At 66.5% G+C, this 13,259-nt stretch carries 18 protein-coding genes; 13 read left to right on the top strand and 5 right to left on the bottom strand.

Annotated elements, in window-relative coordinates; genetic code table 11:
* Positions 1-5: 5 nt before the first annotated feature.
* Both DMP03_RS00495 and DMP03_RS00490 read right to left on the bottom strand, forming a co-directional pair.
* Positions 6-683, bottom strand: coding sequence for a haloacid dehalogenase type II (locus DMP03_RS00495; protein ID WP_152118787.1), 678 nt, complete (start codon positions 681-683; stop codon positions 6-8).
* Positions 684-720: 37 nt separating this feature from the next.
* The gene (locus DMP03_RS00490) at positions 721-1,620 is read right to left on the bottom strand and encodes a winged helix-turn-helix domain-containing protein (protein ID WP_152118786.1); all 900 of its coding nucleotides are present in this window, start codon (positions 1,618-1,620) and stop codon (positions 721-723) included.
* Between the two features lie 107 nt (positions 1,621-1,727).
* Here DMP03_RS00490 and DMP03_RS00485 point away from each other — a divergent pair, with 107 nt between their 5' ends.
* The 11 genes from DMP03_RS00485 to DMP03_RS00435 all read left to right on the top strand — a co-directional run bounded on the left by DMP03_RS00485 (position 1,728) and on the right by DMP03_RS00435 (position 8,288).
* Positions 1,728-2,939, top strand: coding sequence for a translation initiation factor IF-2 subunit gamma (locus DMP03_RS00485; protein WP_152118785.1), 1,212 nt, complete (start codon positions 1,728-1,730; stop codon positions 2,937-2,939).
* On the top strand, positions 2,939-3,307 hold the full coding sequence (locus DMP03_RS00480; RefSeq protein ID WP_152118784.1) for a PIN domain-containing protein: 369 nt from the start codon (positions 2,939-2,941) through the stop codon (positions 3,305-3,307). Before DMP03_RS00485 ends, DMP03_RS00480 begins: the two co-directional genes overlap by 1 nt.
* Complete coding sequence (locus tag DMP03_RS00475; protein WP_152118783.1) at positions 3,307-3,888, top strand: DNA-directed RNA polymerase; 582 nt, start codon at positions 3,307-3,309, stop codon at positions 3,886-3,888. Before DMP03_RS00480 ends, DMP03_RS00475 begins: the two co-directional genes overlap by 1 nt.
* The gene (spt4, locus tag DMP03_RS00470; protein WP_075937225.1) at positions 3,889-4,086 is read left to right on the top strand and encodes a transcription elongation factor subunit Spt4; all 198 of its coding nucleotides are present in this window, start codon (positions 3,889-3,891) and stop codon (positions 4,084-4,086) included. It begins immediately after the preceding gene.
* Positions 4,086-4,616 carry a GTP-dependent dephospho-CoA kinase family protein gene (locus tag DMP03_RS00465; protein ID WP_152118782.1) on the top strand — a complete coding sequence of 177 codons (531 nt, stop codon included), beginning with the start codon at positions 4,086-4,088 and terminating at the stop codon, positions 4,614-4,616. The genes spt4 and DMP03_RS00465 overlap by 1 nt, the downstream gene beginning before the upstream one ends.
* A 55-nt stretch (positions 4,617-4,671) precedes the next feature.
* Positions 4,672-4,983, top strand: coding sequence for a 30S ribosomal protein S24e (locus DMP03_RS00460; protein ID WP_152118781.1), 312 nt, complete (start codon positions 4,672-4,674; stop codon positions 4,981-4,983).
* Entirely contained in the window at positions 4,983-5,123 is a 141-nt protein-coding gene (locus tag DMP03_RS00455; RefSeq protein ID WP_075937228.1) for a 30S ribosomal protein S27ae, read from the top strand. The genes DMP03_RS00460 and DMP03_RS00455 overlap by 1 nt, the downstream gene beginning before the upstream one ends.
* Positions 5,124-5,186: 63 nt before the next feature.
* The gene (locus tag DMP03_RS00450) at positions 5,187-6,779 is read left to right on the top strand and encodes a bifunctional N(6)-L-threonylcarbamoyladenine synthase/serine/threonine protein kinase (RefSeq protein ID WP_152118780.1); all 1,593 of its coding nucleotides are present in this window, start codon (positions 5,187-5,189) and stop codon (positions 6,777-6,779) included.
* Between the two features lie 39 nt (positions 6,780-6,818).
* On the top strand, positions 6,819-7,085 hold the full coding sequence (locus tag DMP03_RS00445; RefSeq protein WP_152118779.1) for a DUF5808 domain-containing protein: 267 nt from the start codon (positions 6,819-6,821) through the stop codon (positions 7,083-7,085).
* A 43-nt stretch (positions 7,086-7,128) separates the two neighbouring features.
* Entirely contained in the window at positions 7,129-7,776 is a 648-nt protein-coding gene (locus tag DMP03_RS00440; protein WP_152118778.1) for a non-canonical purine NTP pyrophosphatase, read from the top strand.
* A gap of 56 nt (positions 7,777-7,832) precedes the next feature.
* Complete coding sequence (locus tag DMP03_RS00435) at positions 7,833-8,288, top strand: GNAT family N-acetyltransferase (protein ID WP_152118777.1); 456 nt, start codon at positions 7,833-7,835, stop codon at positions 8,286-8,288.
* Here the strand turns inward: DMP03_RS00435 and DMP03_RS00430 are convergent.
* Positions 8,280-8,750 carry a DUF7384 family protein gene (locus DMP03_RS00430; protein WP_152118776.1) on the bottom strand — a complete coding sequence of 157 codons (471 nt, stop codon included), beginning with the start codon at positions 8,748-8,750 and terminating at the stop codon, positions 8,280-8,282. The genes DMP03_RS00435 and DMP03_RS00430 overlap by 9 nt on opposite strands.
* A gap of 153 nt (positions 8,751-8,903) precedes the next feature.
* On the opposite strand from DMP03_RS00430, the gene DMP03_RS00425 reads away from it, so the two are divergent.
* Positions 8,904-9,845, top strand: a complete 942-nt coding sequence (locus DMP03_RS00425) for a DUF5787 family protein (protein ID WP_152118775.1) — start codon at positions 8,904-8,906, stop codon at positions 9,843-9,845.
* On the opposite strand, the gene DMP03_RS00420 is transcribed toward DMP03_RS00425, so the two are convergent.
* Both DMP03_RS00420 and DMP03_RS00415 read right to left on the bottom strand, forming a co-directional pair.
* Positions 9,836-10,654: an MBL fold metallo-hydrolase gene (locus tag DMP03_RS00420; RefSeq protein ID WP_152118774.1), complete on the bottom strand. Its 819-nt coding sequence runs from the start codon at positions 10,652-10,654 to the stop codon at positions 9,836-9,838. The two genes, DMP03_RS00425 and DMP03_RS00420, sit on opposite strands and share 10 nt — an antisense overlap.
* Positions 10,654-11,967 (bottom strand): ATP-binding protein, encoded by a 1,314-nt coding sequence (locus DMP03_RS00415; protein ID WP_152118773.1) that lies wholly within the window; start codon positions 11,965-11,967, stop codon positions 10,654-10,656. Before DMP03_RS00415 ends, DMP03_RS00420 begins: the two co-directional genes overlap by 1 nt.
* 152 nt (positions 11,968-12,119) lie before the next feature.
* Between DMP03_RS00415 and DMP03_RS00410 the strand changes: the two genes are divergently transcribed.
* Positions 12,120-13,259 carry a thiolase family protein gene (locus DMP03_RS00410; protein ID WP_152118772.1) on the top strand — a complete coding sequence of 380 codons (1,140 nt, stop codon included), beginning with the start codon at positions 12,120-12,122 and terminating at the stop codon, positions 13,257-13,259.

Raw genomic sequence — 13,259 nt, 5'->3', positions numbered from 1 at the left:
TGGTTCTACAGTCCGAGTTCCTCGGCCAGCGCGGTGAAGGAGTCGACCTCCAGTGACGGGTCCGGACCGACGTTCGGGTAGGGACCGTCGTCGCGGTTCACCCAGACGCCCTGCATTCCGGCCGCCTCAGCGCCCGCCACGTCGAACCAGCCGGCGGTGACGTGGGCGACCTCCTCGATTGGCGTGTCGATGCGGCCGGCGGCGTGGCGGTACAGTTCGCCGTCCGGCTTGAACGTCTCCACCTCGTCGGCGCTGACGTACCCCTCGACGCGGTCGTGGAGGTCCGCCACCTCGAACATCCGGTCGAGCATCTCGGGGTTGCCGTTCGAGACGACCCAGCAGTCGTACGCGTCGGTGAGCCGGTCGAGGCCGGCGCGCACGTCCGAGAAGACGTGGAGATCCATGTACACCGACAGAATCTCCTCGCGCTCGTCGTCGGTCACGTCCGCGCCGGCGGTCTCGAGCGCGTAGGTGAGCGCGCGGCGGTTCAGCTCGTAAAACGACTCGTAGCTGTCCACATCGTTGACGACGACCGAGTACATGAGCGACTGCGAGCGCCACCGCTCTGCCACCTGCTCGGGGTTCGGGACGTAGTCGGCGAGCGCGTCGACGGCGGAGCCGACGTCGACGATAGTGCTGTAGGAGTCGAAGGTGAGCGTCGTGATACGGTCAGTGGCGAGCATACCCCAAGGATGTCCGGCGGCGGTTTAGCCGTGGGGGTCAGACGGGGCGGCGCTCGGCGGCGAGCACGGAGAGGTCACCGTCGAGGTCTAAGACGAGCTGTTCGTCGTCGAGGGGGATCGAGAGAGTGAGCCGCCACGGGTCACTGCTCCGCTCGACGGTCGTGTGGCGGTCGGAGACGCACCAGTCGAGCGTCCAGAAGGGGACGCTGTTCAGGTCGATATCGTGGTCCTGATAGAAGGAGACGATACGGGCGTCGTCTAAGAGCACGAGTCCGACCGACGACCGGATGGAGTGGTGACACCGCTGGCACTCGTGTTCGACGCGCACGCGCTCGGGGTCGTCCGTATCGCGTACGTCGGCCAGATGCGTCTCCATGCGCCCGGAGCAGTCGGGACAGACGCCGTCGGCGGAGAGACACGAGAGATGGCGGGCGCGCTGATTGAACGCTGCCATCAGCTCCTCGCGGGTGCGGTCCTCGATACCGCCGGGCGGGAAGGCGTAGCCGCCGTGGCTGCGCTCGCAGTCACGACACCGAATCTCGATGCGTTCGTCCTCGTAGACGGCTTCGAGCGGGCCATCACACGAGAGACAGGAGCCGGCGACGGTGAACGGCTCCAGCGAGGGGTCCTGATTCAGCGTGCCCGAGAGCACGGCGGCGATGACCGACCGACCGGCGGCGCGGAACTCGTAGCCGTCGTCGGTCTTGTGGATGAACTGGCCGCGGAGCTTCGAGAGATGGTAGTTGAACTGTGCGGAGTCTGACATCCCGACCTCGCGGCGAATGTCGGAGAAGGCGGCGGGGCGGTCGAGCGTCCAGAGGGCTTCGAGGATGGAGAGGCGCGTCTCGTTGCCGACGACGGCAAAGGCCTCGGAGGGGGCGAGACACTCCTCGCAGGCGAGTAGCGACTCGGTGTCGCTCGGTGGGGCGTCACTCATACGTCTGCTTCGGGAGAGAGCCACTAAACCGTTCGCTGCGTCACGGGTGCTTTCTGCGACACGGTAGCTTTATCAGTCGCACGGAGCCAAATCTACACAATTACGCAATGACTGCAAATCATCAACAACCGGAGGTGAACATCGGACTGGTGGGTCACGTCGACCACGGGAAGACGACGCTCGTGCAGGCGCTTTCGGGCGAGTGGACCGACCAGCACTCCGAGGAGATGAAGCGCGGAATCTCCATCCGGCTCGGCTACGCGGACTCGACGTTCCGGCGACGGCCGGACGTCGACGCCCCCGACTGCTACACCGTCGCGAACGAGGTGGACGGCGTCGAGACCGAGCACGTCCGCACTGTCTCCTTCGTGGACGCGCCCGGCCACGAGACGCTGATGGCGACGATGCTCTCTGGGGCCTCGATCATGGACGGGGCCGTCCTCGTCGTGGGGGCAAACGAGGACGTGCCACAGGCACAGACGGAAGAGCACCTGATGGCACTCGATATCATCGGTATCGAGAACGTCGTCATCGCACAGAACAAGATTGACCTCGTGGACAGCGGGCAGGCCCGCGAGAACTACGAGCAGATCCAGGAGTTCGTCGAGGGCACCGTCGCCGAGGACGCGCCGGTCGTCCCGATTTCCGCAGAACAGGAGATCAATATCGACGTGCTCATCGACGCCATCGAGGAGACGATTCCGACGCCGGAACGCGACCCCGAGGCGGACCCGCGGCTGCTCGTCGCTCGCTCCTTCGACATCAACCGTCCGGGGACGACATTCGACACGCTCACCGGTGGCGTCATCGGTGGCTCGCTCACGCAGGGGACCCTCGACGTGGACACGGACATCGAGATTCGCCCCGGCCGCGAGGACGACGGCGACTACGACCCGGTCGCGACGACGGTCCGCTCGCTGCAGGCGGGTGGGTCGACCGTCGACTCCGCCACGCCCGGTGGACTCATCGGCGTCGGCACGGGACTCGACCCGTCGCTGACGAAGGGCGACGGGTTGGCCGGGCAGGTGGCCGGGCCGGGCGACTCGCTGCCGCCGGTCCACGATAGCTTCACGATGGACGTGGAGCTGTTGGACCGCGTGGTGAGCGACGACGACGAGATCGAGCCGATCTCGACGAACGAGCCGCTGATGTTGACGGTCGGGACGGCCACGACGGTCGGTTCGGTCACCTCCGCGCGCGACGAGGAGGCCGAGGTCACGCTCCAGCGACCCGTCTGTGCCGAGGCGGGCGCGAAGATTGCGATCAGTCGCCGAGTCGGCGCGCGCTGGCGACTCATCGGCGTCGGGACGCTCGAATAATGCGGGTCGCGGTAGACACGAACGCGCTGATGATGCCCGTCGAGTGTGACGTGCGACTGTTCGACGAGCTGGACCGGCTGCTCGACGACTACGAGCTGGTCGTCCCGGAGACGGTCGTCGCGGAACTCGACAAGCTGGCCGAGGGGAACGGACAGGAGGGGGTCGCCGCCTCCGTCGGCCGTGACCTCGTCGACCGGTGTACCGTCGTGGCTACCGACGAGTCGTACGCTGACGATGCGGTGCTGGCACTCGGAGAAGAGTGTGCATACGCCGTAACGAACGACAAACCACTGCGACAGCGGCTCGCGGACGCTGGCGTTCCCGTAATCTGTTTACGCGGGGAGCATAAACTCGCGATAACGAACTAATGTACAAGAAGGTCACACTCAAGGATACGGTGGAGGTGCCCCCGGAGTTTCTACCGGACCGCACCTCCCCGGACGTACCGTCGGAACTAATCAAACAGCTGCTCCAGCAGAAGCTGGAGGGGAAGATGGACGAGCAGGTCGGCTCCGTCGTCACCGTCACGAACGTGACGAACATCGGGACCGGCGCGGTCGTCCCAAACCAGCCAAGCGTCTACTACGAGGCCACCTTCGAGGCCATCACCTACGACCCGCAGATGCAGGAGGTCGTCGACGGTGAGGTCGTCGAGGCGGTCAACTTCGGCGCGTTCGTCGGCATCGGTCCGGTCGACGGACTGCTCCACGTCTCACAGATCTCCGACGAGTATCTCGCCTTCGACGGCGAGAACGAACAGCTCGCCTCCCGCGACTCCGGGCGGCTTCTCGGCGTCGGCGACGCGGTTCGGACGCGCATCGTCACGAAGAGTATCGACGAGCGCAATCCCCGCGACTCGAAGATCGGCCTGACCGCAAAGCAGGTCGGGCTCGGCAAACACGGGTGGCTCGAGGAGAACCGCAAAGAGCGGGCGAGTGGAGGCAACTAGATGGCCCAACGACTCGTCTGTCGTGACTGCCACCGCGTGCTCGATGTCGAGGACGGCGAGCAGTGTCCGGCCTGTGGCTCGAACTCCTTGACGGAAGACTGGGCGGGCTACGTCGTCATCACCCACCCGGAGGAGTCACAGATTGCGACCGAGATGGAGATTACCGAGCCGGGCAAGTACGCACTGAAAGTCCGGTAATGGGCGTCCTCCTCGAACTGCCGGCCGACCTTCGCAGCGAACTCAAAGACCCGCTGGGTCCAATCTATCAGGACGCCGACGAACTGCTTGCGGCGGCCGGCGAACCGGTCGTCGCGGTCGGCGATATCGTCACCTACCACCTGCTGGAGGCGGGCTACTACCCGGCGCTCGCGCTCGTTGACGGGAAGACGAAGCGCGAACGCGTCCGGGAGTCGGTACGAGAGGCGACGACCGGCTTCGGCGAGCGCATCGAACTCGAATCGCCCGCCGGCGCGCTGTCGGCGGCGATACTGGAGGCGCTCGTCGCGGAGCGTGGCGGCTCAACGCTGGTGGAGGTGCTCGGCGAGGAGGACCTCGCTGCCCTGCCAGCGGTGCTCGTTTTGCCCGACGGGGCGAGCGTCGTCTACGGCCAGCCAGACCAGGGGATGGTGCTGGCGACGGTGACACCGGAGCTACGCGAGCAGGTACGGGAGCTTCTCGACTCGTTCGTCGGAAACCACGAGCGAGCGTACGAGATTCTGGGCGTCTGAGTCGGCGACTCGAAATCCTTTTACGCATTTCGGCGGGATATACGGGCAACGAACCATGGAAATCGACGTTATCTCCGAAGACGAGAACCCCATGTTGCACCGGACGGACGTGCGGTTCGAGGTGACTCACGAGGAGGCAAGCCCGTCGCGGCTCTCCGTGCGTGACTCGCTCGCCGCCACGCTCAACAAGGACGCCGACGAGGTCGTCATCCACAATCTCGACACCAAATATGGGATGCGGACGACCGTCGGCTACGCGAAGGTGTACGACAACGCGGAGGTCGCCACCGAGGTTGAACAGGAGTACATGCTCGACCGCAACAAAATCGAAGACGAGGAGGAAGAGACGGAGGAGGCTGAGGCATAATGGCCCGCCACGAGTACTATAACGACGACGGCACCACGGACAAACAGCAGTGTCCGCGGTGTGGTGACACCTTCCTTGGTGACCACGGCGACCGGCTCCACTGTGGGAAGTGCGGCTACACCGAGTACACCGACGAGTAACGCCCGTCCGGGCATGACCGACGTTTCGTTTTCCTCTCGTTTGCGTCCGCGGGCGGGGAGAGCGTGAGCCGCGTCCTCGGTATCGAAGGAACCGCGTGGTGTGCAAGCGCCGCCGTCCACGACACCGCGACCGACGAGACCGTCATCGAGTCCGACGCCTACGAACCCGATAGCGGCGGTATCCACCCGCGCGAGGCCGCCGAACACATGCGCGAGACAATTCCTCGCGTCGTCCGGGCGGCACGCCAGCGGGCCGAGCGGATGGCGGGCGACGGTGAGCCTGCAATCGATGCCGTCGCCTTCTCGCGGGGACCGGGACTCGGTCCGTGTCTCCGTATCGTCGCGACCGCGGCGCGGGCGCTCTCGCTCGCGCTCGACGTGCCGCTCGTCGGCGTGAACCACATGGTCGCACATCTCGAAATCGGCCGCCATGGGTCCGGCTTCCGGTCGCCCGTCTGTCTGAACGCCAGCGGCGCGAACGCCCACCTGCTCGGCTACCGGGGCGGCCGCTACCGCATCCTCGGGGAGACGATGGACACCGGCGTCGGCAACGCAATCGACAAGTTCACGCGCCATCTCGGCTGGTCGCATCCGGGCGGGCCGAAGGTGGAACAGAGAGCCGCGTCGGGCGAGTACGTCCCGCTCCCGTACGTCGTAAAGGGGATGGACTTCTCGTTTTCCGGAATCATGAGCGCGGCAAAGCAGGCCGTCGACGACGGCGTGCCGGTCGAAGACGTGTGTTTCTCGCTCCAAGAGACGATGTTCGCGATGTTGACGGAGGTCTCCGAGCGGGCGCTGTCGCTGACCGGCGCAGAGGAACTCGTCTTGGGCGGGGGAGTCGGCCAGAACGCCCGGCTGCGTGAGATGCTCGCGACGATGTGTGAGACGCGGGGTGCAAAGTTCCACGCGCCGGAACCTCGATTCCTGCGTGACAACGCCGGGATGATTGCCGTCCTCGGCGCGCGGATGTACGAGGCCGGCGACACGATTCCCGTCTCGGCGTCGGCCATCGACTCCGACTTCCGCCCGAACCAGGTGGACGTGACGTGGGACGCCGGCGGCGACGTGTCCGTCACGCGCCCGCAGGCGAACGAGATTCGCGGCGCAGAGGCGGTCGTCACGATGGGCGAGCGCGTCAGGAAAGAACGCGTCGGCAAGGCGTACCGCCACCCGACGCTGGACGAGCGGCTCCGGAGCGAGCGAACCCGACAGGAGGCCCGGCTGACGAGTCTCGCGCGCCGGGAGGGCGTCCCGACGCCCGTCGTCTTCGACGTGGACGACACCGATTGCGTGCTCCGATTCGAGCGCGTCGGCGACCGGGATTTGCGCGAGGCGCTGACCGAGTCAAACGTGCGGGCCGTAGGTCGACACCTCGCCGCGTGTCACGGTGCGGGCTTCGTCCACGGCGACCCGACGCCGCGGAACGCGCGGGTCGGCGACGACCGCGTGTTCCTCATCGACTTCGGTCTCGGCTACCACACCGAACACGTCGAGGACTACGCGATGGACCTCCACGTCTTCGAGGGGTCACTCGCCGGGACGAGCGACGACGCCGACCGGCTGACCGAGGCCTTCGAGGCCGGATACGAGTCGCGCGGCGACGCCGAGGTCATCGCGCAGCTCCGCGAGGTGGAAGGACGCGGCCGCTACCAGTGAGACCGGTAACTCCTTTTGTCGGCGCGTCGAACTCCGCATATGAGCGACACACCTGAGTCGGGCGAACTGCTTGGAATCCCGTACAACTTCGAGCGACCGTCGCTCGGCCGGATGCTGTCGGCCTACTGGCAGCCGGGCGAGGGAATACTCGTCGAGAAGCCGTTCGGCGTCGGCTACACGCTGAATCTGGCCAACTGGCGGTCATGGCTCGTCGTCGGTCTCATCGGCGCGCTGTTTTACCAACAGGAGCGCGGCGGGAGCGACGAGACCGACGACGAGCCGGTCGAAGTGCTGGTCGACGAGTAACGGAGTTCGACGCGACTTTACTGACTTCGGCCGCAGTACGCTCGTGAGCCTCCGCTACGTCACGACGAACGAGGGGAAGACCCGGGAAGCGCTGTCGTATCTCGACGACGACGTGACCCAACTCGATTACGACTACGCCGAGCCGCAGGCCGACGAACTCGAACCCATCGCCGCGGCCGGTGCACGAGAGGCGTATCGCGTGGCCGGCGAGCCGGTCATCGTGGACGACGCCGGATTGTTCATCGAGGGACTCGACGGCTTCCCGGGACCGTACTCGGCGTACGTCGAGCACACGCTCGGCGTCGAGCGTGTCGGCGAAATCGCCCGCGACGCGGGCGCGACGCGGGCGGCGTTCCGGTGCGTGCTCGCCTACTGCGACGGCGAGCCGTTCGCCGCGACGCCGGAGCCAGTCGACCGGGGCGAGCGCCGCGGACAGGACCTCTCCGCCGACGACCGCGACCGCGCCGCGACCGACGACACCGTCGCGGAGGGTGAGCTTCCGGTCAAGCTGTTCGTCGGTTCGGTTCCGGGGCGTATCGTCGAGCCGCGGGGCGACGACGGCTTCGGCTACGACCCCATCTTCGAACACGACGGCCAGACGTTCGCGGAGATGGCCGCCGACCAGAAGAACGCCATCTCACACCGCGGGCGCGCGCTCGCGACGTTCGCCGACTGGTACGCCGACCGGTAACGCAGTCGTATCTGCGCGTTCGGGGTATCTTTGCGCTCGGCAGCCAAACACCGGGTATGCAGGTGCGTCCACCGACCCCGACAGAGCTGTCGGCGGTCGCCGAACTCCACACCGCCGCGGCCGAAGCCGGTGGCCGGCGCGCGTACGACGAGTCGACGACCGCGGCGTGGGCGAAACGCGGCGAACGAGGTCCCGACGACTACCCGGTCGACGACCCGGCGAGTCACTTCGTCGTCGCCGTCACCGACCGCGTCTGCGGCTTCAGCGAGGTCGTTCCCGACGCCGGCGAGGTTCGAGCGGTGTACGTTCACCCCGACTGTGAACGCCGCGGCGTCGGGACCGCACTGCTCGCACACGTAGAGGGATACGCACGCGGCCGGGGAGTCGAGTCACTATCTCTGCAGTCGTCGTTAAACGCTGTCGGCTTCTACGAGACCGCCTGCTACGAGGCGGACGCGGCCGAGGCGAGTCCCGGCGGCATCGAGGTCGTCAGGATGGAGAAATCACTGTAGCTCGCGGTCCGGGCCGGGGTACTCTCCCTCGCCGACTTCCGGCCACAGGACTTCGGGGTCGAACAGCCGGGCGAACGCGCTCGGCGGGCGGATGCTCACGGTGACGTGTTGTTTCAACACCGCCCCGGCCTCGACGCTCGTCAGATTGTCGTCGAAGGTGACGAGGTGCGCCGCGTTGCCGCGGTAGGCTGCCGCCAGTCCGGGGTGGTCGCCCTCGGGATGGTCGACCACCTCGGCGAGCGATTCGAGTTTCGACCGGTGGTCGGCCGCGAGGTCGGCGTCCGCGAGGCCGGCGACGAGCCGCTCGGTGTCATCGAGCAGCGGTTCGGAGACGACGAGCGTGAGCCACGAGTGGCTTCGAATCCTGTCGAGGACCAGCCGAGCGTGGCCGCCGACGAGCAGGTCGGCCGCGAGCACGTCAGCGTCGACGACGATGCGCGTCAGGTCCGGTTCGTCACTCATCGTCGCGAAGCTCGGCAAGACGCGTCTCGATGTCAGGCGCTGTCACGTCGTACTGTTCGCCGCGGGCGAACAACTCACTCCAGTCCATACCGGGGTGAGGAGCGCGGGGGGCTTAGCCGTCGGGCTTTTGCTCGCGAGCGGCCAACCTCGACCGTGCGCGAGTTCGACTTCGAGGTGGCCGTCTGTGCCGGGCTGGAGCGCGACGGCAAGCTCGTTTCTCGCCAGCTCGCCGGCAGTATCCACGGCTCGCGCGTGATAGATACGGTCGTCGTGGAGCCGGGAGCCGAGTTCGACGACCGCCGCCGGCTGACGAGCGAGACGATTCCGCCCCGGCTCCTCGAGACCGACATCGGTCCCGGGACGGCGAGACGACCCCAGAACACGGTCGGCGGGTCGGGCTACGCGCGCGGCGCAATCGAGGCGGGTATCGACTGCGGTTACCTCACCCGGGAGCGACGCGGCGGCCAGGAGTACGTTCGGGCGACGACACGCTACCCCGACCGGTGGTTCGACGGGCTCGTCGGCATCGAGAACAAGCCCGACCTCGACCGACCGGGCGAGTTGGAACTCCAACTGCGCAAAGATGTGTCGCTGTCCCTGTTTGATGAGGTGTGGCTCGCGACCGCCAGCCACGTCACGGGCGCACACCTGAACCGCATCCCCGAGGGAGTCGGCGTCTGGCGCGTCGACCCCGAGACGGGCGACCGGACGACGGTTCGGGAGGCGACGCCGCTCGACCCGAAGCGCGGGGGGATCGAGATTCTGGAGACGCATCCGGGCCACACCGAGATACGGACGGTGACCGACGAGGAGAAACGGAAGTATCGACGGCGCGTCGCAGAGCGCGCCTACGGGAAGGGGTGGCGCGTCGCCTTCCCCGACTGCCCGCACGTCGAGGAGCGAGCGGTTGCCGGCGTCGACGGGCTGGCCTACTGCACCCGCCAAGAGCAGTTCGTCCGGCCGGCGGACGCCTGCGAGAGCGAGGACGAGGGTCCCGAGGTCGATGTCGACGCGCGCCGGGCGGAACACTCCCCGTGGGTTCGCGACCCGGCAGGCGCGAGAGACAAGCAGGTCGGCTTGGACCGCTACAGCTGATACTGCTCGCCGTCGACGGCGAGCGGGTCCTCGAAGGCGCGGTCGGCCGGGGTGAAGTGTGAGACGTGGAGCACGCGGTAGCGGTCGGCGTCGAGTTCCGCTGCGAGGTCGCGTGCCCCCTCGATTGTCATGTGTTTCGTCCCGAACGTGCGAGGAACCCCATCGTCGTCGTGGTGGTCGCCGCCGAGCGGGTGGTACTGACACCGCGAGGCGGGCGTGATACCGTCCGCGAGCAGCAGGTCGGCCCCGCTGAGCGCCTCCCGTGAGGCGTCCGCGATTCCGAAGTTCGTGTCGCCGGTGATAGCCAGCGAGGCGTCGCCGTGGTCGATGCGGACGCCGTAACACACCAGTGGCGGGTGGACGACGGGGACGAACGTCACCTCGAAGCCACACACCTCGAAGGACTCGTGCGCGTCGTGACCAGTGACGGTCACCGCATCGAGGTAGTCGTAGTCGCCGGCGACGGTCTCAGCGACCGACTTCCCCGTCTCGGGGTCGGTCTCGTCCGCGGCGTGGACGGGGAGACTCGACAGGAGTCGGTAGGCGTTGCCCATCCCGTGGAGATGGTCGAAGTGGATGTGGGTGACGAGGGCAGCATCCGGCAGCGACACCTCGTGGTCGAGCATCTGGTGGCGGAAGTCGGGCGAGATATCGACCAACAGCGACTCGTCGGTCACCTCGTTGTGGATGTGTACGGAAAATCGCGTGCGCTCGACCCCCAGCTCGCGGGCGCGCTCGCAGGTGTCACAGTCACAGCCCGGGGTCGGCGTTCCCGTCGTGTCGCCCGTCCCGAGCAAGGTCACCTGCATCAGTGGTCGTGATCGTGGTCGTGGTCACCGCCGTCGCCCGCGACGGGCGCGGTCTCGTCGGACATCATGTCCATGTTCTTGAGATTGTCACGCTCCTCGAACCCTTCGACAGCCCGTTCAAGATCGTCTTGTGTGAGTGTCATGCGTTCCTCGGTAAGCGCATCGAGGACGGCCTCGCGCATCACGAGCCGGAGGTCGCTTCCCGTGAGCCCCTGTGTGATGTCGGCGATTGCCTGCGGGTCGAACTCGTCGATGTCCATGCTCCGGGTGATGAGCATGAGGATGTCCCGTCGCATCCCGGAGTCCGGCTTCGGGAAGTTGACGATTTCGTCGAAGCGTCGCCACGCCGCCGAGTCGAGTTGGTCGGGGTGGTTCGTCGCACCGATGAGCAGCACCTCGTCCTGAATCAGCGAGATCTCGTCGATGGATTTCAGCAGGGTGTTGACCGCCCGCTTGATGGCCGCGTGCTCGTCCGACGAGCGCGTCTTCGCGACGAAGTCGAACTCGTCCATGAAGAGGATACACGGCGAGAGCCGCTTTGCGACCTCGAACGTCTTGTCGACGTTTTTCGCCGTCTCGCCGAGATACTGGCTGGTAATCATCGACAGCTTCACCTCGACGAACGGGAGGTCGAGTTGGTGAGCGAGCGCGCGCGCGACGCTCGTCTTCCCGGTGCCCGGCGGGCCGACGAACAGCAGCTTCCCGATCTCGCGCAGGCCGATGCGGGCGAGGTAGTCGCGGTGTTCGATGGCCTTGACGACCTTCTCTATCTCGCCCTCCTGGTCTTCGGTGAGCACGAGGTCGTCGAGTTGCATCTCGATTTCCTCGGGCGCGCGGATGTCGACGAGGTCGAGCATCTCCTCTTCGTCCTCGTCAAACATCTCATCGAGCAGGGAGTCGATCCAGACGCGGTCGGCGTGAATCGGGCGGTTCGACTGGCGGCTCTCCTCGTACTCCACGTCGAACTGGTCGCCGAAGACGTACGCGAGCGTCGGGTTCGCGGCCACGTCCTCGGGTTCGAGGCGGTCGAGCAGCCACGTCTCGGCCATCCCCTCGTCGGTGAAGCTGATGGAGCCGGAGAAGTCGTCGCGGTCGGTGAACATCAGCCCGGAGACGACCTCCCACGGGCGGTCGACGTTGGTCGCGGCCGCGGCGTTGTTGCTCGTCGCCGACAGCGGGCGTTCGAGTTCGCCCTCCGACCAGAAGACGCGCCGGTAGCTGGGAGGAAGGTCGCGTTCGTCCAGTTCGCTGTGCTCGTTGTACAGTCGGGTCGTGAGGAGAAACTCGACGATGTCGACCTCGGGGCTGGTCATCTCACGGAACTAACGACGGGCTGGCAGTTAAGCGCATCGTCCTCGCGGCGGTGATTTGTTTCCGTTGGAAACAACAGCCGACGGCGCGCTTACAGTTGTTGTCACACGGTCGGGATAGCTTTACCACGCCAGCGACACACGGTTAGCGTACAATGAGCGACAGCGACCCGGTAATCGTGCAGGCGGTTCGAACCCCGTTCGGCAAGGAGGACGGCGTCTTCGCCGACACGCGCCCGGAGGACCTCTCCGTGGCGCTCATCGACGACATCCTCGACGAGACCGGTCTCGACGGCGAGACAATCGACGACCTGATGTGGGGCTGTGCACAGCAGCGCTCCGAGCAGGGCAACAACATGGCGCGTATCATCGCGCTGCTGTCCGAGCTGGGCGAATCGGTCCCAGCGACGACCGTCAACCGCTGGTGTGCCTCTTCGGCCCAGACGATTATCTCCGCGTCGGACGCGATTCGCGCCGGTCAACGCGACGCCATCATCGCTGGCGGCGTCGAGTCCATGTCCCGCGTCAAGATGGGCGCGAACAACGAGATGCACCCCGGTCTCAACGACGACTACAACGTCGCCGCCCTCTCGATGGGGATGACCGCCGAGGCCGTCGCCGAGCGCTACGACGTGTCCCGCGAGACGCAGGACGACTACGCGTATCGCAGCCACGTCCGCGCCAGCGAGGCGACCGAGGAAGGGCGTTTTGACGACGAAATCGTCCCCATCGAAACCGACGACGGCGTCGTCGACACCGACGAGGGGATTCGCCACGACATCAGCCGCGACAAGCTCTCAGAGCTACCGACCGTGTTCAAGTCCGAGGGGACCGTCACGCCGGGCAACGCCTCCCAGATCACGGACGGCGCGGCCGCGACGCTCGTCACCTCGCGCGCGTTCGCCGAGGAGCACGACCTCGAGATTCTCGCGGAGGTCGGCAACAACGCCGTCGCCGGCGTCGACCCCGAGGTCATGGGCATCGGCCCGATTCCGGCCTGCCAGCAACTGTTCGAGCGGTCTGGAACCTCCGCGGAGGATTACGACCTCGTCGAACTGAACGAGGCGTTCGCCTCCCAGTGTGAGTACTGCCGTCAACAGCTCGGCTTCGACGAGGACATCTACAACGTGAACGGCGGCGCAATCGCGCTCGGTCACCCGCTGGGTGCCTCGGGCGCACGGCTCCCGGTCACGCTCATCCACGAGATGCACAAGCGCAACGCGGACAACGGCATCGCGACCGAGTGTGTGGGCTTCGGGCAGGGCGCGGCCATCGAGTTCTCACTGCCGAACTAA

It is taken from the genome of Halosegnis rubeus (assembly GCF_009184545.1).
GTDB classification, from domain to species: Archaea; Halobacteriota; Halobacteria; order Halobacteriales; family Haloarculaceae; genus Halosegnis; species Halosegnis rubeus.
This window is presented reverse-complemented; position numbering and strand designations above follow the sequence as displayed.